Source organism: Inquilinus sp. Marseille-Q2685 (assembly GCF_916619195.1).
Classification (GTDB): domain Bacteria; phylum Pseudomonadota; class Alphaproteobacteria; order DSM-16000; family Inquilinaceae; genus Inquilinus.
In genome coordinates, this window is sequence record NZ_CAKAKL010000001.1 from 1,267,121 (window position 1) to 1,282,497 (window position 15,377).

Below are 15,377 nucleotides of genomic sequence, written 5' to 3' on the forward strand. Positions count from 1 at the left end.
TTACGCTCCCGAAACAGCGGGGTCGGCCGACACGCCCAGGGCGCTGGCCTCGGACTCGGACAGGACGAGCCAGGACTTCCGCTTGCTGATCGGGCGGGTCTCGATGATCGAGACGCGGTCGCCGACCTTGCAAGCGTTGGCCTCGTCATGGGCGAGGTACCGCTTGGTCCGCTTGATGAACTTCTTGTAGACCGGGTGCATCAGGTTGCGTTCGACGAGGACCGTGACGGTCTTGTCAGTCTTGTCGGACACAACCGTCCCGATGAGCACGCGCCGCGGCATGGCTCACTATCCTCTTACTTGGCGGACGCGGCAGACTTGCCGCGTTCGCCCATGACGGTCTTGATGCGCGCGATGTCGCGGCGCACGACGCGGACCCGCGCCGTGTTCTCGAGCTGCCCCGAGGCCGCCTGGAAGCGCAGGTTGAACTGCTCCTTCTTCAGCGCCAGCAGATCGTCCTTCAGCTGGTCCGGCGTCTTGGCGCGGACGTCTTCGATATCCATGGTCAGACCTCCTCTCCAAGGCGGGCAATGAACTTGCAGGCGATCGGCAGCTTGGCGGCGGCAAGCGCGAAGGCTTCCTTCGCCAGGTCGCCGGGCACGCCGTCGAGCTCGAACATGACGCGGCCGGGCTTCACCTTGGCCGCCCAGAACTCGGGCGAGCCCTTGCCCGAGCCCATGCGGACCTCGGCGGGCTTGGTCGAGACCGGCACGTCCGGGAAGATGCGGATCCAGACGCGGCCCTGACGCTTGATGTGGCGGGTGATCGCGCGGCGGGCCGCCTCGATCTGCCGCGCCGTCAGGCGGGCCGGCTCCTGGGCCTTCAGGCCGTAGGCGCCGAAGTTCAGCGTGGTGCCGCCCTTGGCGACGCCATGGATCCGGCCCTTGTGCTGCTTACGGTACTTGGTGCGCTTGGGACTCAGCATGATCCTCAGCCCTCCCGGCGCGAGTCGCGATCGCGATCGCGGCCACGACGGTCGTCACGACGCTCGCCACGCTCCGGCCGGGCCGAAGACGGGCCGGTGGCCGCCTCGGCCGCCCGCTTGTCCTGGGCCATCGGGTCATGGGCGAGGATCTCGCCCTTGAACACCCAGACCTTGACGCCGCAGGTGCCGTAGGTGGTCTTCGCCGTCGCCGTGCCGTAGTCGACATCGGCGCGCAGCGTGTGCAGGGGCACGCGGCCCTCGCGGTACCACTCGGTGCGCGCGATCTCGGCGCCGCCGAGGCGGCCGCCGCAGTTGATGCGGATGCCCTGGGCGCCCAGGCGCATCGCGTTCTGCACCGCGCGCTTCATGGCGCGGCGGAACGCGACGCGGCGCTCCAGCTGGCTGGCGATGTTCTCGGCGACCAGCTTGGCGTCGATCTCCGGCTTGCGGATCTCGACGATGTTCAGGCTGACCTCGCTGCCGGCCATCTTCGCCAGCTCCTGGCGAAGCTTCTCGATGTCGGCGCCCTTCTTGCCGATCACCACGCCCGGACGGGCGGTGTAGACCGTGACGCGCGCCTTCTTCGCCGGCCGCTCGATGACGATGCGGCTGATGCCCGCCTGGGCCAAGCGCTTCTCGAGGAACTCGCGGATCTTCAGGTCGGCATGCAGCAGGCCGGCGTAGTCCTTGGTCGCGAACCAGCGCGAATCCCAGGTCCGGTTGATGCCGACCCGAAGGCCGATCGGATTGACTTTCTGACCCATTACGCCGTCTCCCGCTCCCGGACGATGACCGTCAGGTTCGACCAGAGCTTCTCGATGCGGGACGCACGGCCGCGGGCGCGGGCGTGGAACCGCTTCATGACGATCTGCCGCCCGACATAGGCCTCGGCCACGTAGAGCCTGTCGACGTCCAGCTGATGATTGTTCTCGGCATTGGCGATCGCCGACTGCAGCACCTTCTTCACATCGTCGGCGATGCGACGGCGGGAGAAGGTGAGCTCGGCCAGCGCCTTGGCCGCGTCCTTGCCGCGGATCGACTGGGCGACGAGGTTCAGCTTGCGGGGGCTGGTGCGCAGCGTCTTGGCGAACGCGCGCGCCTCGTTCTCCGCAAGGCGAGGGGGGTTCTTCTCCTGTCCCATCGCTTACTTCCTCTTCGCCTTCTTGTCCGACGCGTGACCGTAGTAGGTCCGCGTCGGCGAGAACTCGCCGAACTTGTGGCCGACCATGTTCTCGTTGACCACGACCGGCAGGAACTTCTGCCCGTTGTAGACACCGAAGGTCAGGCCGACGAACTGCGGCAGGATGGTCGAGCGACGCGACCAGATCTTGATGATCTCGTTCCGGCCCGACGCGCGCGACTTGTCCGCCTTCTTCAGCAGATAGCCGTCGACGAACGGGCCCTTCCAAACGGAGCGTGCCACCGTCGCTCTCCCTTACTTCTTGCGACGGCGGATAATGAGCTTATCCGTCGCCTTGTTGCTGCGGGTCTTGCGGCCCTTTGTCGGCTTGCCCCACGGGGTGACCGGATGACGGCCACCCGAGGTCCGGCCCTCACCACCACCATGCGGGTGGTCGACCGGGTTCATGGCGACGCCGCGGGTGACCGGCTTCTTGCCGAGCCAGCGGTTGCGGCCGGCCTTGCCGATCGAGACGTTCGACTGGTCCGGGTTCGAGACCGCGCCGACCGTGGCGAAGCACTCGCCGCGCACGACGCGCAGCTCGCCCGAGGCCAGCTTCAGCTGGGCGTAGCCCATGTCGCGGCCGACGAGCTGGGCGTAGGTGCCGGCGGAGCGGGCCAGCTGGCCGCCCTTGCCCACCTTCAGCTCGACATTGTGGACGATCGTGCCGACCGGCATGCTGCGCAGCGGCATGGCGTTGCCCGGCTTGATGTCCACCTTCTCGCCGGCGACGACCTTGTCGCCCGCGGCCAGGCGCTGCGGCGCCAGGATGTAGGCCTGCTCGCCGTCCTCGTAGGTCACGAGGGCGATGAAGGCGGTCCGGTTCGGGTCGTACTCCAGGCGCTCCACCGTGCCGACGACGTCGAGCTTGCGGCGCTTGAAGTCGATGATCCGGTAGGTGCGCTTGTGACCGCCGCCCTGATGGTAGGCGGTGATCCGGCCGGTGTTGTTGCGACCGCCCTTCTTGGTCAGGCCTTCGGTCAGGGTCTTGACCGGCTTGCCCTTCCACAGGTCGGAGCGATCCACCTGGACCAGCTGGCGCAGGCCCGGGGTGATGGGATTGAAGGTCTTCAAGGCCATCGGATCAAACCCCCGTGGTCACGTCGATCTGCTGCCCTTCGGCGAGCGTCACGACGGCCTTCTTCACGTCCGAGCGCTTGCCCGGGAGACCCCGGAAGCGCTTGGTCTTGCCCTTGGCGATCAGGGTGTTCACCGCGGTGACCTTGACGCCGAACACACCCTCGACCGCGCTGCGGATCTCGGGCTTGGTGGCGTCGAGCGGCACCTTGAACACGACCTGGTTGTGGCCGGCGGCCAGCGTCGCCTTCTCGGTGATCACCGGCGCGCGGATGATGTCGTACATCCGCGGGGTGACGGCCGTGTCGGCCTTCTTCTTGCGGGAGCGGATCATTTCAGGCGAGCCTCGAGCTGCTCGACCGCCTGGCGCGACAGCACGAGGGTGTCACGGCGCAGGATGTCGTAGACGTTGGCGCCCTGGCTGGGCAGCACGTCGATGAACGGCAGGTTCCGGGCGGCGAGCGCGAAGTTGGTGTCGATCTGCTCGCCGGCCAGGATCAGCGCGGAGTCGAGACCCAGCGCGGACAGCTTGGCGGCGAGGCCCTTGGTCTTGTGGCTGTCGGCCACGACCGCATCGACCACCACCAGCTTGCCTTCGGCCGCCTTGGAGGACAGCGCGTGGCGCAGGGCCAGCTTGCGGACCTTCTTCGGCAGGTCATGCGCATGGCTGCGGACGACTGGCCCGAAGATCCGGGCGCCGCCGCGGAACTGCGGCGACCGCATCGAGCCCTGGCGGGCGTGACCCGTGCCCTTCTGCTTGTAGGGCTTCTTGGTCGTGCCGCTGATCTCGCTGATGCCCTTGGTCTTGTGGTTGCCGGAGCGGCGCTTGGCCAGCTGCCAGTTCACCATGCGGAAGAGCAGATCGGTGCGCACCTCGAGACCGAACACGGAATCGTCGAGGTCGATCTCACCGGCGCTGGTGTTGTCGAACGTCTTGACGGCGATCTTCATCGCTTAACCCTCCTGGCCGGCGGTGTCGGCCGCGGGCGCGTCAGCAGCCGGAGCCTCGGCAGCAGGCGCCTCGGTCGCCGCAGCGGCAGCCTTGCGGACCGCGCCCGGGAACGGGACGTCCTTCGGCGCCGGCCGCTTGGCCGCGTCGCGGATCAGCACCCAGCCGCCCTCGGCGCCCGGGACCGCACCCTTGACCATGATCAGGCCGCGCTCGACATCAGTGGTGACGACGGTGAGGTTCTGCACCGTCACCCGCTCATCACCGAGATGGCCGGCCATCTTCTTGTTCTTGAACACCTTGCCGGGGTCCTGCCGCTGGCCGGTCGAACCATGCGATCGGTGCGAGACGGACACGCCGTGCGAGGCGCGCAGGCCGCCGAAGTTCCAGCGCTTCATGACGCCGGCGTAGCCCTTGCCGATCGAGGTGCCGGTGACGTCGACGATCTGGCCGGCCAGGAAATGGTCGGCGGTCAGCTCGTCACCCACGGCCAGCAGCGCATCGGCGCTGACGCGGAACTCGACCAGCTTCTTCTTCGGCTCGACCTGGGCCTTGGCGTAGTGGCCGCGAACCGCCTTGGAGACGTTCTTGACCTTGGCCTTGCCGGCACCGAGCTGCACCGCGGTGTAGCCGTCGGTCTCCTCGGTCTTCACCGCGACGACCTGGACGCCATCGAGCTTGAGGACCGTGACCGGGACGTGCTGGCCCTCGGCGTCGAAAATTCGTGTCATGCCCAGCTTCTGGGCGATCAATCCGGAGCGCATCGTCACCGCCTCAGAGCTTGATCTCGACGTCGACGCCGGCCGCGAGGTCGAGCTTCATCAGAGCGTCGACGGTCTGCGGCGTCGGGTCGACGATGTCGAGCAGACGCTTGTGGGTGCGGATCTCGAACTGCTCGCGCGACTTCTTGTCGACATGCGGCGAGCGGTTGACGGTGTAGCGCTCGATGTTCGTCGGCAGCGGGATCGGCCCGCGCACCCGAGCACCGGTCCGCTTCGCGGTGTTGACGATCTCGCTGGTCGACTGGTCGAGTACGCGATGATCGAACGCCTTGAGGCGGATACGGATGTTCTGACTGTCCATCGTTCTGTATCCGAGTGTTCTTGCCGAGAGGTGGAAAACCGGCTCATTCCGGCCCCCACATCGCGAACAGTCCAAAAAAAAACTCACCCAAGCCGCGAGGGGGCTCGGGTGAGGCGCGTTTCATAACCGAGCCCGCCCCGAATGTCACGCCCGGAATCCGGGTTGTGACGATTTCGTGATCGGGCCCGCCATGCGCGGGGCTCAAGGCTCGTGGCCCGTCGCCCCTCTCATCCCGGGCCGCCCTTTCCGCTTCGCCTCTCGGCGGGTCACGGAGGTACGGTCCTTGGTCCTTCACGAGCCGGGAGCCGAAGCCCCCGCCCCATGATCCTTCACGCCATCATCACTTGATGATGGAGGCGACGACGCCGGCGCCGACGGTGCGGCCGCCCTCGCGGATGGCGAAGCGCAGGCCTTCGTCCATGGCGATCGGGGCGATCAGCTTGACCGTCATCGAGATGTTGTCGCCGGGCATCACCATCTCGGTGCCCTCCGGCAGCTCCACCACGCCGGTCACGTCCGTCGTCCGGAAGTAGAACTGCGGCCGGTAGTTGGTGAAGAACGGCGTGTGACGGCCGCCCTCTTCCTTCGTCAGGATGTACGCCTCGGCCTTGAACTCGGTGTGCGGCGTGATCGAGCCGGGCTTCGCCAGAACCTGGCCGCGCTCGACCTCCTCACGCTTGGTGCCGCGCAGCAGCGCGCCGATGTTGTCGCCCGCCTCGCCCTGGTCCAGCAGCTTGCGGAACATCTCCACGCCGGTGCAGGTCGTCTTCACCGTCGGACGCAGACCGACGATCTCGATTTCCTCGCCCACCTTCACCACGCCGCGCTCCACGCGACCCGTCACCACCGTGCCGCGCCCCGAGATCGAGAACACGTCCTCGATCGGCATCAGGAACGGCTTGTCCTTCGGACGCTCCGGCTGCGGGATGTACGCGTCCACCTGCTTCATCAGCTCCAGGATCGCGTCACGCCCCAGCTTCGCGTCGCCGTCCTCCAGCGCCACCAGCGCCGAGCCCGGCACGATCGGAATGTCGTCCCCCGGGAAGTCGTAGCTCGACAGCAGCTCCCGGACCTCGAGCTCCACCAGCTCCAGGAGCTCCGGATCGTCGACCATGTCGACCTTGTTCAGGAACACCACCAGCGCCGGAACGCCCACCTGCCGCGCCAAGAGGATGTGCTCGCGCGTCTGCGGCATCGGGCCATCGGCCGCCGACACCACCAGGATCGCACCGTCCATCTGCGCCGCGCCCGTGATCATGTTCTTCACGTAGTCCGCGTGGCCCGGGCAGTCCACATGCGCGTAGTGACGGTTGTCCGTCTCGTACTCCACATGCGCCGTCGAGATCGTGATCCCGCGCGCCTTCTCTTCCGGCGCCTTGTCGATCTGGTCGTACGCCGTGAACGTCGCCCCGCCCTTCTCCGCCAGCACCTTCGTGATCGCCGCCGTCAGCGACGTCTTACCATGGTCCACGTGACCGATCGTGCCGATGTTGCAGTGCGGCTTCGTCCGCTCAAACTTCGCCTTCGCCATTCTCTCTCTCCGTTCTTCTTACGCGCGCATCAAGCCAGCTTGGCGCGGACTTCGTCGGCGATCGCCTGGGGCACAGGCTCGTAGTGATCGAAATGCATGGTGTACTGGGCGCGGCCCTGGCTCATCGACCGCAGGGTGTTGACGTAGCCGAACATGTTGGCCAGCGGCACCATCGCGGAGATGACCTGGGCGTTGCCCCGGCTGTCCATGCCCTGGATCTGGCCGCGCCGGCTGTTCAGGTCGCCGATGACATCGCCCATGTAGTCCTCGGGCGTCACCACCTCGACCTTCATGATCGGCTCGAGCAGCGCCGGCCGGGCCTTCGGCAGGCCCTCGCGGAACGCCGCGCGGGAGGCGATTTCGAAGGCCAGCACCGAGGAGTCGACGTCGTGGAAGGCGCCGTCCGTCAGGGTGGCCTTGAAGTCGATCACCGGGAAGCCGGCGATCACGCCGGTGTCCTTGGCCGAGTTCAGGCCCTTTTCGACGCCGGGGATGTATTCCTTCGGCACCGAGCCGCCGATGATGGCGCTCTCGAACTGATAGCCCGAGCCCGCCGGCAGCGGCTCGAAGGTCAGCTTGACGCGGGCGAACTGGCCCGAACCGCCGGTCTGCTTCTTGTGCGTGTAGTCGATCTCGGCCTTCTGCGTGATCGTCTCGCGATACGCGACCTGCGGCGCGCCGACATTGGCGTCGACCTTGAACTCGCGCTTCATGCGGTCGACCAGGATCTCGAGATGGAGCTCGCCCATCCCCTTGATCACGGTCTGGCCGCTCTCGGCGTCGACGGCGACGCGGAAGGACGGGTCCTCCTGCGCCAGGCGCTGCAGCGCGGTCGACATCTTCTCCTGGTCGGCCTTCGACTTCGGCTCGACCGCGACCTCGATGACCGGCTCCGGGAACTCCATGCGCTCGAGCACGATCGGCTTGGCCGGGTCGCACAGCGTATCGCCGGTGGTGGTCGACTTCAGGCCGACCAGCGCGACGATGTCGCCGGCGCTGGCTTCCTTGATCTCCTCGCGGTTGTTCGCATGCATCAGCAGCATGCGGCCCACCCGCTCCTTCTGGTTCTTGACCGAGTTCTGGACGTAGGAGCCGGCCAGGAGCGTGCCCGAATAGATGCGGGCGAAGGTCAGCGAGCCGACGAACGGGTCGGTCATGATCTTGAAGGCGAGCGCCGAGAACGGCGCCTCGTCATTGGTCGGCCGGGTGTCGACCTCGTCCGAATCGACCTTGTGGCCCTGGACCTCGGCGACGTCGAGCGGCGACGGCAGGAAGTCGACCACGGCGTCGAGCAGGGTCTGCACGCCCTTGTTCTTGAAGGCGGAGCCGCAGAGCACCGGCACGAACTTGAACGACAGCGTGCCCTTGCGGATGCAGGCGCGCAGCTGCTCCGGCGTCGGCTCGTTGCCCTCGAGATAGGCCTCCATCACCGCGTCGTCCTGCTCGACCGCAGTGTCGATCAGGATCTGGCGCAGCTCGGCCGCCCGGTCCTTCAGGTCGGCCGGGATGTCCTCGAAGTGGAACTTGGCGCCGAGGCTGTCGTCCTCCCAGATCACCGCCCGGTTCTCCACCAGGTCGACGATGCCGGCGTAGTCGCTCTCGATGCCGATCGGCATGTTCAGCACCAGCGGGGTCGCGCCCAGCCGGTCCTTGATCATGTCGACGCAGCGATAGAAGTTGGCGCCGATCCGGTCCATCTTGTTGACGAAGCAGATCCGCGGCACGTGGTACTTGTCGGCCTGGCGCCAGACGGTCTCTGACTGCGGCTCAACGCCGGCGACCGAGTCGAACACCGTCACCGCGCCATCGAGCACGCGCAGGCTGCGCTCCACCTCGATGGTGAAGTCGACGTGGCCGGGCGTGTCGATGATGTTGATGCGGTAGTCGCGCCAGAACGCGGTCGTGGCAGCCGAAGTGATGGTGATGCCGCGCTCCTGCTCCTGCTCCATCCAGTCCATCGTCGCGGTGCCTTCATGCACCTCGCCGATCTTGTACGACTTTCCGGTGTAGTACAGGATTCGCTCGGTCGTGGTCGTCTTACCGGCATCGATGTGCGCCATGATGCCGATGTTGCGGTACTTCTCGATCGCGTGGCTACGCGGCATGATCGGTCTCTCGGGCCGGAGGCTGGGTTACCAGCGGTAGTGCGAGAACGCCTTGTTGGCGTCCGCCATCTTGTGGGTGTCCTCGCGCTTCTTCACCGCGGCGCCGCGCTGGTTGGCGGCGTCCAGCAGCTCGTTCGAGAGGCGGTCGACCATGGTGGTCTCGGAACGCTTGCGCGCGGCCTGGATCAACCAGCGGATGGCCAGGGCCTGGCCACGCTCGGCACGAACCTCGACCGGCACCTGGTAGGTGGCGCCGCCGACGCGGCGCGACCGGACCTCGACATGCGGGCGGACATTCGCCAACGCCTCGTGGAAGGCCACGATCGGGTCGCCCTTGGTGCGGGCCTGCAGCTTGTCGAGGGCGCCGTAGACGATGCTCTCGGTGGCCGACTTCTTGCCGTCGTACATGAGGTTGTTCATGAACTTCGACAGGATGACATCGCCGAATTTCGGGTCCGGCAGGATCTCACGCTTCTCGGCGCGATGGCGACGGGACATGGGAGACCTCCTTACTTCGGACGCTTGGCGCCGTACTTCGACCGGCGCTGGCGACGATCCTTGACACCCTGCGTATCGAGCGTGCCGCGAATGATGTGGTAGCGCACGCCCGGCAAGTCCTTCACGCGGCCGCCGCGGATCATGACGACCGAGTGCTCCTGCAGGTTGTGGCCTTCACCCGGGATGTAGCTGGTGACCTCGAACCCGTTGGTCAGGCGCACGCGCGCCACCTTACGAAGCGCCGAGTTCGGCTTCTTCGGGGTCGTGGTGTAGACACGGGTGCAAACGCCACGCTTCTGCGGGCAGGCCTGGAGAGCCGGCACCTTGTTGCGCGCCCGCTGCGGCTGGCGCGGCTTACGGATCAACTGGTTGATCGTCGGCATATCTGCCCTTCTTGGTTCTTCGACAAAAACGGCCCGGCAAAGCGGCCCACCCCTCCGGGTTCCACCGTCAGACACCCATTCCGAGAGAAGGATGACGCAAACGATACAGGACCCCGAGGCGCCCACACCTGCGGGGCCAACCGGAGTCCTTCGCTTGTCGCGGCCGCATCCCAGATGCATCCGCGGTCGTCTGTCTCTGCGGAAAGCGCGTCTAACCCGCCCTGCGACGGATTACAGCCGGCTCCCGGAAAAGCGCGCGGACTATACGGATGCCCCCCTGCCCCGTCAAGCCGCATCGATCGCCTCCGGAACGATTACTCCCCACCGCGTTCCGGCAGCGAAACCGAGCCCAGCTTGTCGGGGTTGCGGGTCCAGAACACGCCGGTGATGCCGGAGGGTCCGACGGCGAGATCGATGGTGCCCATCACCTCGTCGTCCTTCATCACCAGCCAGCCCGGCTGGCCGTTGATCCAGCGCGGCAGATACACGAAGTCGCGGCCGAACTTGCGCCAGATACCGCGCAGGAACTGCGCCACCCTCTCGGCGCCTTCGATCACGTTCATCGCCGCGCGCACCTTGCCGCCGCCGTCGCTGTAGAGCTTGGCGTCGCGGGCCAGGAGCGCGGTCAGCCGCGCCAGGTCGCCGGAACGCAGCGCGTCGCGGAAGGCCGCCACCATCGCCTCGTGCTGCGGCTGCGGCACCGGCTCGGCGGCGAGGCCGCCGCCCTCCAGCTTGCGCCGGGCCCGGCTGACCAGCTGCCGGGTGGCCGCGTCGCTGCGGTCGAGCGCCGTCGCCACGGCCGCATGCTCCAGGCCGAAGACATGCTGCAGCAGATAGGCCGCACGCTCGACCGGGGTCAGCTTCTCCAGCAGCAGCAGGAAGGCGGTGGTCAGGGTCTCGCTGCGCTCCAGCTCATCGGCGGCGGAGGGGGCGGTCTCGGTCACCAGCGGCTCCGGCAGCCAGGGGCCGACATAGGTCTCGCGCCGGTGCCGGGCCGATCTGAGCTGGTCGATGCACAGCCGGGTGCAGGCGGTGACCAGCCAGGCCCGGGCGTTGTCGATCTTGCCGCGGTCGGCCGCCTGCCAGCGCAGCCAGGTCTCCTGCACTGCGTCCTCGGCGTCAGCGCGCGAGCCGAGCATGCGGTAGGCCAGCCCCCAGAGAACCCGGCGGCTGGCTTCGAAATCCGCGGCGTCGGAGCGGGCATGGGCGTGGTCCATCTGCGTCCCGGTGGCGAAGGGTGACGAAGACAAGACGGAACAGCGTCTGCAAATGTGACTCAGCGCACGGCCGCCAAATGGCGGGCACGGATCTCGTCGAGCCCGGCGACGATGCTGCGGGCGTCGAAATGCGCCCTCGCCCGGACCGGCCCCTCGATCTGCAACCGGCGGCGCAGCACCGGGTCGCCGATCAGGGTCTCGGCCGCGGCCTGGATCGCCTCCGCCGTCACCCTGGGCAGGATCACAGCCTTATCGGCCGTGATCTCTCGCAAACCTCCGGTGCCTGAGCAGATCAGGGCAGCGCCCCAGGTCAGCGCCTCCAGCGCGGTGCGGCCGAACGGCTCCTCATAGACCGAAGGCACCGAGGCGATGGCCGCGCGGCGGACCCAGCCCATCACCTCGTCATGCGGCATGAAGGGCAGGAACTGCGCCCGGTCGCCGGCCTCGGCGAGGGTGGCCTTAACCTGCTCGACGAAGGCCGGGTCGCGGCCACGGCCGATCATCACCGCCCGCCAGTCGGGATGCGCCGCCAGCACCGGCTTCATCGCCCGGGCGAATTCCAGCGGCCCCTTGTCCGGGATCACCCGCCCGACCTGGATGATGATGTTCTCCTTGGCCTCGGGCGGCGGCGCCGGCGCGTCCATGTCGAGGCCGTTGTAGACCACGTCGAGCGTGCCCTTGTACCAGGGCGCGTGCTCGCGGAAGTGCCGGCGCAGCGCCTCGGACACGAAGACGAAGCCGGCGAAGCGGGACACCGCCGCGCGGTAGTGCAGCCGCCACAGCAGGCCCTTGTGGAAGCGGATGAAGTTGTGCCGGAAGTACAGCAGCGGCACCCGCGGCAGCGCCCGGGCCAGGGCCGAGGCCGTCACCCGGTGGGCGTGGACCTCGATCAGCGACGGGTTCAGCGCCGCGATCTGCGGCAGCGCCCGCTTCATCCAGCGGCGGTGCGGCTCCCCCTCCTCCAGCGGGATCGGGTGGAAGCGGATGCCTGGAAAGGGCTCGCCCGCATCCTGCCCGACCACGACGATGTCCTGCGCGTAGCGGCTGAAGGTGACGGTGTCGCGCGCATAGAGATCGACCGGGCTGGCGCCGACGGCGCCGAACTTCATCTTGCGCGGCAGGACGATGACGATGGGACCCATGGATACCTCCGGGCGCCCTTTATGACGATGCGGCGCCCCCGACGCCAGGGTTCTGCTGGGCTGCGACCGCGCTGCGAGTTGATCGCAGCCGGCCCCGGGCCTATTCTCCGCCGCGAGATCGCGCGGCCGGCCTTGCTCGGGGCCGCGGGCCGCGCTGCAGGAGAACGGTGTGATGCTTCGCTACGATGTGCTCGAACAGGCGACGGTGGACCGGACGCCGTTCCCGCATGTGATTTCCGGGGACGTGCTGCCCGAGGCGCGGCGCGCCGAGCTGGAGAAGGATTTCCCCGACATCCCGATCACCGGCTTCGTGCCGCCGGACGAGTACCCGGCCGGCGCCGCGTTCAAGGAGCTGGTGTCGGACGTCACCAGCAAGGAATTCGCCACCATGCTGGGCGCCAAGTTCGGCCTCGACCTGGCGTCGAAGCCGACCCTGGTGACGGTGCGCAAATGGTCCGAGCCGGCGGCCGGGCGGCCGCACACCGACGGGCCGGACAAGATCGTCACCGCGCTGGTCTATCTGAACCAGGAATGGGCCTCGACCGAAGGCTGCCTGCGCATCCTGCCGAGCCAGGACATCAACAGCCCGGGCGCCCGGGAAGTGGCGCCGACCTTCGGCAACTTCCTGGCGTTCCAGCGTTCCGACCATTCCTGGCACGGCCACCTGCCGTTCAAGGGCGAGCGCCGGGTGCTGCAGATCGCCTGGTGCGTCAACGAGGAGGCGATCGCCCGCAAGCGCAAGCGTCACGGCCAGTCCAGCTTCCTGAAGAAGCTGTTCTCCTTCGGCAAGAAACATTGAGCGGAGCGGCCGGCGCCCCATATCGCGGGGGCGCCGGCCCGATCCTCCGCCGGCCGCGCGATCCTCTGGAGAGGCGGCCATGACCGCGATCCGATCCATCTTTGCCTGTACCGTGCTGCTGTCCGCCTGCGGCGGTGGCGTGCCGCCATCGGCCCCGCCGGATCCGGCGGTGGCGGCCAGGGTGAGATCGCTGTCGGGCGACGATCCCTGCAGCGACGCCTTCGCCGGGGTGCTGACGGCCTTCCGCATCCCGCCGAACAACCTCACCGGCTTCGTGTTGCCGACGGTGGCGCATGACCATCCCGGCCTGCCGCTGCTGCGCCAGGCCTGGTTCAAGCTGTCCAGCGGCGGCAGCCTGGTGCTGGGTTACGACGCAGACCAGTGCTGGGTGACGGACGTCAACGCGCGCGACGGCGCGGTGCTTCCCACGGCCGCCTGATCCGAGCATTGAGCAGGGCGGCCGGCGTCCCATATCGCATCGGGAGCGTGGCCGGTGGACCGGCCGCTCGATCGACGGGAGACGGCCATGCATCCGATCAGAACCCTTGTCGTCGCCGGTTTCGTCCTGACCGGCTGCATCGGCGCGGCACCGCCTGAGGCCACGCCCGACCCGGCGCTGGCGGCGAAGGTTCGGCAGCTCTCGGACAACAACGCCTGCAGCGACCGGATCGCGGGGGCATTGACCGCGGCGGGGATTACGGCCGACCGGATCAGCGACTACGACCTGGCGCCGGCGGCGACGGGCGGCCGGCGGAGCGGCGGCACCCGGCGGAACCTGCAGCGCCAGGCCTGGCTCAAGATGGCCGGCGGCGGCAATGTCGTGGTGCAGTTCGAGCCGACCTCGTGCCGCATCTCCCTCGTCTACGCCCGCGACGGCGCGGTGCTGCCGCCGGCCGGCTGAGGCCCGGCGCCTAGTCTTCCTTCTCGCTGGTGCCGATGAAGCGGCCGATCGAGTCGTAGTGAAACGTCCGGTTGCCCTGCTGCCGGTCATAGCCGGTGGTGCGGCCGACGGAATCGTGGCGGACGACGCGGGACCCGTCCTGCCGGTCATACCCCTTCATCCGACCCGCGGAGTCGTAGTGGACGGTGCGGTTGCCGTCCTGGAGATCATATCCGATCAGGCGGCCGGCCGAGTCATACTGGGCCTGCCGCTGCGCCGACGCGGTTCCGGCTCCGAGAGCCACCGAGAGCATGGCGAGCGCGCCGAGGATCCACTGCTTCCGCATTCCCGTCCCCCTCCCAGCACGGCCCAGCCGTGCCCGGCAGGGTCAAGCACTATTGCCGCTTTGCGGCATTTCCATGATCCCCGGCGGCGAGACCTTCCAGCAGCGGCACCGCCTGCGCCGGGTCCGGCATGGCGGCGATCTCCCGCGCCACCCGCGCTGCCGCCAGCCGGCAGGCCGGGTCGGCCAGCACCGCCCGTGCCGCCTCGCGCACCGCCTCCGGCGAGCAGCCGACCGGGTCGAGCACCCGGGCGACGCCGAGCGCGGCGCAGCGCTCGGCATTCGCCGGCTGGTCCGCCCCGATCGGCAGCAGGACCATCGGCACGCCATGCGCCAGCGCCCCGATCACACCGCCCGACCCGGCCTGCGAGACCATCAGGCTGCAGCGCGGCAGCAGCAGCGACTGCGGCACATAGCGCTCGATCCGGACATGCGCCGGCTGCGGGCCGAAGGCGGCCGGGTCGATCTCGCGCCCGACGGTCACGATCAGATTGACCGGCAGATCGCGAAGCCCCGCAACCACCCGCTCGAGCAGGTCCCCGGATTCGAGGTGGAACACGGTGCCGAGCGTGGCGTAGACGACCGGCCGGTCCGTCAGAAGGGCGGCGAGCCAGGTCGACCCGTCCGCGACGGCCTGTTCCGCCGCAGGGCGGATCAGCCGCGCCGCGGCCGGCAGCGGATGGGCCGGGTTGCGGAACGACGGCGGCACCGGCGACAGCACCAGGTGCCGATGGAGCATCGCCAGATCGGGATCGGGCGCGAGGCCGTGGGCCGCGCGCAGGGCGTTCAGCGGCGCCGCCACCAGATCGGGCCGGACCAGCGCGCCGGCGGCGATGACCAGCACGGAGGCATGCGGCAGGCCCAGGCGCTCGGCCGCGACCATGGCGCCGAAATCCATCTCGTCGCAGACCAGCAGATCCGGCCGCCACCGGCCGCAGAGATCCAGAAGAGCGCCGGCCCGGTCGCGCGCCACCGTTCCGGCGAAGCCGTCGCGCACCGCCCGATCCTCGCGCGCCGCGTCGTAGGCGAGCAGCGGCGTTCGGGCCGGGGCCGTCCGCAGCGTCTCCCCGCCCGTGGCGAAGGCGGCGAAGCCGGCGGTCCCGACCGTTTCGGTCATCGCCGGCTGGCCGGCGAAAGCGATCTCGTGGCCGGCGGCCCGCACCGCCCGGGCGAGCGGCACCAACGGCAGGAAGTGGCCGCTGCCGCCGGCGAAGCTGAACAGGACCCGCATGGCTTGCCGTACCCCAATCTGTCATTGCCGGGCT

At 68.5% G+C, this 15,377-nt stretch carries 22 protein-coding genes; 3 read left to right on the forward strand and 19 right to left on the reverse strand.

Going from position 1 to position 15,377, the window contains the following annotated elements:
* The 17 genes from rpsQ to LG391_RS06055 all read right to left on the reverse strand — a co-directional run bounded on the left by rpsQ (position 1) and on the right by LG391_RS06055 (position 12,090).
* Positions 1-282: a 30S ribosomal protein S17 gene (gene rpsQ / locus LG391_RS05975; RefSeq protein WP_034837000.1), complete on the reverse strand. Its 282-nt coding sequence runs from the start codon at positions 280-282 to the stop codon at positions 1-3.
* A gap of 14 nt (positions 283-296) precedes the next feature.
* On the reverse strand, positions 297-503 hold the full coding sequence (gene rpmC, locus LG391_RS05980) for a 50S ribosomal protein L29 (protein WP_225767066.1): 207 nt from the start codon (positions 501-503) through the stop codon (positions 297-299).
* A gap of 2 nt (positions 504-505) precedes the next feature.
* Positions 506-925, reverse strand: coding sequence for a 50S ribosomal protein L16 (gene rplP, locus LG391_RS05985; protein WP_026873850.1), 420 nt, complete (start codon positions 923-925; stop codon positions 506-508).
* 5 nt (positions 926-930) lie between these two features.
* The gene (gene rpsC, locus LG391_RS05990; RefSeq protein WP_225767067.1) at positions 931-1,689 is read right to left on the reverse strand and encodes a 30S ribosomal protein S3; all 759 of its coding nucleotides are present in this window, start codon (positions 1,687-1,689) and stop codon (positions 931-933) included.
* The gene (rplV, locus tag LG391_RS05995; RefSeq protein WP_034837015.1) at positions 1,689-2,066 is read right to left on the reverse strand and encodes a 50S ribosomal protein L22; all 378 of its coding nucleotides are present in this window, start codon (positions 2,064-2,066) and stop codon (positions 1,689-1,691) included. The genes rpsC and rplV overlap by 1 nt, the downstream gene beginning before the upstream one ends.
* A 3-nt stretch (positions 2,067-2,069) precedes the next feature.
* Positions 2,070-2,348 (reverse strand): 30S ribosomal protein S19, encoded by a 279-nt coding sequence (rpsS, locus tag LG391_RS06000; protein ID WP_225767068.1) that lies wholly within the window; start codon positions 2,346-2,348, stop codon positions 2,070-2,072.
* A gap of 12 nt (positions 2,349-2,360) precedes the next feature.
* On the reverse strand, positions 2,361-3,185 hold the full coding sequence (rplB, locus tag LG391_RS06005; protein ID WP_225767069.1) for a 50S ribosomal protein L2: 825 nt from the start codon (positions 3,183-3,185) through the stop codon (positions 2,361-2,363).
* A 4-nt stretch (positions 3,186-3,189) separates the two neighbouring features.
* Positions 3,190-3,516, reverse strand: coding sequence for a 50S ribosomal protein L23 (locus tag LG391_RS06010; RefSeq protein ID WP_052120541.1), 327 nt, complete (start codon positions 3,514-3,516; stop codon positions 3,190-3,192).
* Entirely contained in the window at positions 3,513-4,133 is a 621-nt protein-coding gene (rplD, locus tag LG391_RS06015) for a 50S ribosomal protein L4 (RefSeq protein WP_225767070.1), read from the reverse strand. Before rplD ends, LG391_RS06010 begins: the two co-directional genes overlap by 4 nt.
* Before the next feature lie 3 nt (positions 4,134-4,136).
* On the reverse strand, positions 4,137-4,895 hold the full coding sequence (rplC, locus tag LG391_RS06020) for a 50S ribosomal protein L3 (RefSeq protein WP_225767071.1): 759 nt from the start codon (positions 4,893-4,895) through the stop codon (positions 4,137-4,139).
* A gap of 10 nt (positions 4,896-4,905) precedes the next feature.
* A complete protein-coding gene (gene rpsJ, locus LG391_RS06025) occupies positions 4,906-5,214 on the reverse strand; it encodes a 30S ribosomal protein S10 (protein WP_026873858.1) in 309 nt (102 codons plus the stop codon).
* A 340-nt stretch (positions 5,215-5,554) separates the two neighbouring features.
* Entirely contained in the window at positions 5,555-6,745 is a 1,191-nt protein-coding gene (gene tuf, locus LG391_RS06030) for an elongation factor Tu (protein ID WP_225767072.1), read from the reverse strand.
* 29 nt (positions 6,746-6,774) lie between these two features.
* Positions 6,775-8,850, reverse strand: a complete 2,076-nt coding sequence (gene fusA / locus LG391_RS06035; RefSeq protein WP_225767073.1) for an elongation factor G — start codon at positions 8,848-8,850, stop codon at positions 6,775-6,777.
* A 27-nt stretch (positions 8,851-8,877) separates the two neighbouring features.
* Positions 8,878-9,348, reverse strand: coding sequence for a 30S ribosomal protein S7 (gene rpsG, locus LG391_RS06040; protein ID WP_225767074.1), 471 nt, complete (start codon positions 9,346-9,348; stop codon positions 8,878-8,880).
* 11 nt (positions 9,349-9,359) lie between these two features.
* Positions 9,360-9,731, reverse strand: a complete 372-nt coding sequence (gene rpsL, locus LG391_RS06045; protein WP_026873043.1) for a 30S ribosomal protein S12 — start codon at positions 9,729-9,731, stop codon at positions 9,360-9,362.
* A 314-nt stretch (positions 9,732-10,045) separates the two neighbouring features.
* Positions 10,046-10,948: an RNA polymerase sigma-70 factor gene (locus tag LG391_RS06050; protein ID WP_225767075.1), complete on the reverse strand. Its 903-nt coding sequence runs from the start codon at positions 10,946-10,948 to the stop codon at positions 10,046-10,048.
* Between the two features lie 59 nt (positions 10,949-11,007).
* Positions 11,008-12,090: a glycosyltransferase family 4 protein gene (locus LG391_RS06055; protein ID WP_225767076.1), complete on the reverse strand. Its 1,083-nt coding sequence runs from the start codon at positions 12,088-12,090 to the stop codon at positions 11,008-11,010.
* A gap of 172 nt (positions 12,091-12,262) precedes the next feature.
* Here LG391_RS06055 and LG391_RS06060 point away from each other — a divergent pair, with 172 nt between their 5' ends.
* The 3 genes from LG391_RS06060 (at position 12,263) to LG391_RS06070 (ending at position 13,790) form a co-directional block, all read left to right on the forward strand.
* Positions 12,263-12,889, forward strand: a complete 627-nt coding sequence (locus tag LG391_RS06060) for a 2OG-Fe(II) oxygenase (RefSeq protein WP_225767077.1) — start codon at positions 12,263-12,265, stop codon at positions 12,887-12,889.
* Positions 12,890-12,968: 79 nt separating this feature from the next.
* A complete protein-coding gene (locus tag LG391_RS06065) occupies positions 12,969-13,328 on the forward strand; it encodes a hypothetical protein (RefSeq protein ID WP_225767078.1) in 360 nt (119 codons plus the stop codon).
* Positions 13,329-13,415: 87 nt separating this feature from the next.
* Entirely contained in the window at positions 13,416-13,790 is a 375-nt protein-coding gene (locus LG391_RS06070) for a hypothetical protein (RefSeq protein ID WP_225767079.1), read from the forward strand.
* 10 nt (positions 13,791-13,800) lie between these two features.
* Here LG391_RS06070 and LG391_RS06075 read toward each other — a convergent pair whose 3' ends face one another.
* Both LG391_RS06075 and LG391_RS06080 read right to left on the reverse strand, forming a co-directional pair.
* Positions 13,801-14,115 carry a hypothetical protein gene (locus LG391_RS06075; protein WP_225767080.1) on the reverse strand — a complete coding sequence of 105 codons (315 nt, stop codon included), beginning with the start codon at positions 14,113-14,115 and terminating at the stop codon, positions 13,801-13,803.
* Positions 14,116-14,164: 49 nt separating this feature from the next.
* Positions 14,165-15,343 (reverse strand): glycosyltransferase, encoded by a 1,179-nt coding sequence (locus LG391_RS06080; protein WP_225767081.1) that lies wholly within the window; start codon positions 15,341-15,343, stop codon positions 14,165-14,167.
* Between the last annotated feature and the right edge of the window lie 34 nt (positions 15,344-15,377).

Excerpts from the sequence above, each read along its gene's own strand:
- rpsJ (WP_026873858.1), bottom strand. The coding sequence starts at position 5,214 with ATGGACAGTCAGAACATCCGTATCCGCCTCAAGGCGTTCGATCATCGC.
- rpsC (WP_225767067.1), bottom strand. The coding sequence starts at position 1,689 with ATGGGTCAGAAAGTCAATCCGATCGGCCTTCGGGTCGGCATCAACCGG.
- rplC (WP_225767071.1), bottom strand. The coding sequence starts at position 4,895 with ATGCGCTCCGGATTGATCGCCCAGAAGCTGGGCATGACACGAATTTTC.
- fusA (WP_225767073.1), bottom strand. The coding sequence starts at position 8,850 with ATGCCGCGTAGCCACGCGATCGAGAAGTACCGCAACATCGGCATCATG.
- rpsL (WP_026873043.1), bottom strand. The coding sequence starts at position 9,731 with ATGCCGACGATCAACCAGTTGATCCGTAAGCCGCGCCAGCCGCAGCGG.
- rplB (WP_225767069.1), bottom strand. The coding sequence starts at position 3,185 with ATGGCCTTGAAGACCTTCAATCCCATCACCCCGGGCCTGCGCCAGCTG.
- LG391_RS06070 (WP_225767079.1), top strand. The coding sequence starts at position 13,416 with ATGCATCCGATCAGAACCCTTGTCGTCGCCGGTTTCGTCCTGACCGGC.
- LG391_RS06010 (WP_052120541.1), bottom strand. The coding sequence starts at position 3,516 with ATGATCCGCTCCCGCAAGAAGAAGGCCGACACGGCCGTCACCCCGCGG.
- rplD (WP_225767070.1), bottom strand. The coding sequence starts at position 4,133 with ATGAAGATCGCCGTCAAGACGTTCGACAACACCAGCGCCGGTGAGATC.
- rplV (WP_034837015.1), bottom strand. The coding sequence starts at position 2,066 with ATGGGACAGGAGAAGAACCCCCCTCGCCTTGCGGAGAACGAGGCGCGC.
- rplP (WP_026873850.1), bottom strand. The coding sequence starts at position 925 with ATGCTGAGTCCCAAGCGCACCAAGTACCGTAAGCAGCACAAGGGCCGG.
- rpsG (WP_225767074.1), bottom strand. The coding sequence starts at position 9,348 with ATGTCCCGTCGCCATCGCGCCGAGAAGCGTGAGATCCTGCCGGACCCG.
- rpmC (WP_225767066.1), bottom strand. The coding sequence starts at position 503 with ATGGATATCGAAGACGTCCGCGCCAAGACGCCGGACCAGCTGAAGGAC.
- LG391_RS06065 (WP_225767078.1), top strand. The coding sequence starts at position 12,969 with ATGACCGCGATCCGATCCATCTTTGCCTGTACCGTGCTGCTGTCCGCC.
- LG391_RS06050 (WP_225767075.1), bottom strand. The coding sequence starts at position 10,948 with ATGGACCACGCCCATGCCCGCTCCGACGCCGCGGATTTCGAAGCCAGC.
- rpsQ (WP_034837000.1), bottom strand. The coding sequence starts at position 282 with ATGCCGCGGCGCGTGCTCATCGGGACGGTTGTGTCCGACAAGACTGAC.
- LG391_RS06055 (WP_225767076.1), bottom strand. The coding sequence starts at position 12,090 with ATGGGTCCCATCGTCATCGTCCTGCCGCGCAAGATGAAGTTCGGCGCC.
- LG391_RS06080 (WP_225767081.1), bottom strand. The coding sequence starts at position 15,343 with ATGCGGGTCCTGTTCAGCTTCGCCGGCGGCAGCGGCCACTTCCTGCCG.
- tuf (WP_225767072.1), bottom strand. The coding sequence starts at position 6,745 with ATGGCGAAGGCGAAGTTTGAGCGGACGAAGCCGCACTGCAACATCGGC.
- LG391_RS06075 (WP_225767080.1), bottom strand. The coding sequence starts at position 14,115 with ATGCGGAAGCAGTGGATCCTCGGCGCGCTCGCCATGCTCTCGGTGGCT.
- LG391_RS06060 (WP_225767077.1), top strand. The coding sequence starts at position 12,263 with ATGCTTCGCTACGATGTGCTCGAACAGGCGACGGTGGACCGGACGCCG.